This is a genomic window from Actinoplanes awajinensis subsp. mycoplanecinus (assembly GCF_001509495.1).
GTDB lineage: Bacteria > Actinomycetota > Actinomycetes > Mycobacteriales > Micromonosporaceae > Actinoplanes > Actinoplanes palleronii.
The window spans coordinates 1-1,112 of sequence record NZ_LLZH01000114.1; the positions used below are offsets into that span (position 1 = coordinate 1).

Consider the following 1,112-nt stretch of genomic DNA (forward strand, 5'->3'; position numbering starts at 1 on the left):
ACGTCGACGCCGATCGGGTAGCTGTTGGCGTCCATCTCAGAACCCCGCCGAGGCCGTGGCCGCGTCCGCCGGGACCGCGGTGTTCCACACGTCGTCCGGTGCGTCGTTCGGGGTGAACCCGTCGCCGCCCTTGGCACGCGTCGTGCGGGTCACCTTCGCCTGGGCGAACCGCAGCGACGGGCCGATCTCGTCGACGTCCAGGGCGTGCTGCTGACGCTTCTCACCCTCCGGCGTCTCCCACCGCGACAGCCGCAGCCGACCGTGGACCACCACGCGGGTGCCCCGGGTCAGCGAGCCGGCCACGTTCTCGGCCAGGTCCCGCCACGCCGTGCAGTTCAAGAACAGCGGCTCGCCGTCCTTCCACTGCCCGGACTCGCGGTCCAGCGTGCGCGGAGTCGACGCGACGGTGAACTTCGCCATCGCTGTGCCGTTGGTCAGAAACCGCAGCTCCGGGTCACCGGTCAGGTTCCCGACCACCGTGATCGAGGTTTCTCCTGCCATCACTTCACTCCTTGATCAATCTGATTCGAGGCATTGCGCCTCAACACCTCACGGGCTTGCTCCAACGCGGCCGACAGCCGGTCGATGTCCGCCTCGCGGACGTAGAAGCACAAGCCACCGGCGAAGCCGAGGTAGACCTCATCGGGGTCGAACTCCAAAGACTTGACAGTCACCGGGCCGTCGTTGATGCCGATCACCACAGCGCTGACCGTCATCGCCGACCACCCGTCCGCTGCTCCGCAACCACAGGCTCAGGAACATCGGCCAGGTCCAGGCCGACCAGCGGCACTGCCGGGGAGACAGGCGCGACCTCGTCCACGTCCGGCGACTTCGACAGCAGGAATGCCAGCGGCGACGGCACCAGACCGGTGAACGGGTCACGACGGGTCACATCCACCCGGATCAGCGTCGACAGGTTCTGCCGGGCACGAGCCACCCGAACCTCGGAGGCCCCGCACGTCACCGCGATCACACCGGTCTTGCCGTCGAGCTGCTCCAGCGACAGACCCGGCCGCAGCCACATCCACACCCGCTCACCAGCAGGAGTCGGACGCGCCCACAACATCAGCGGAAGCTGCAACGGCCGCGACGAAGAACCGCCGGCCGAAGCC

Annotated in this window: 2 protein-coding genes and 1 pseudogene; all 3 read right to left on the reverse strand. The window is 68.2% G+C overall.

Annotated elements, in window-relative coordinates:
* Nucleotides 1-36 precede the first annotated feature (36 nt).
* A complete protein-coding gene (locus ADL15_RS15080) occupies nt 37-501 on the reverse strand; it encodes a single-stranded DNA-binding protein (protein ID WP_067690264.1) in 465 nt (154 codons plus the stop codon).
* Complete coding sequence (locus ADL15_RS15085) at nt 501-716, reverse strand: hypothetical protein (protein ID WP_067689141.1); 216 nt, start codon at nt 714-716, stop codon at nt 501-503. Before ADL15_RS15085 ends, ADL15_RS15080 begins: the two co-directional genes overlap by 1 nt.
* A pseudogene (locus tag ADL15_RS54155) lies at nt 713-1,112 on the reverse strand (hypothetical protein); the annotation flags it as partial. The pseudogene ADL15_RS54155 and the gene ADL15_RS15085, both read right to left, overlap by 4 nt.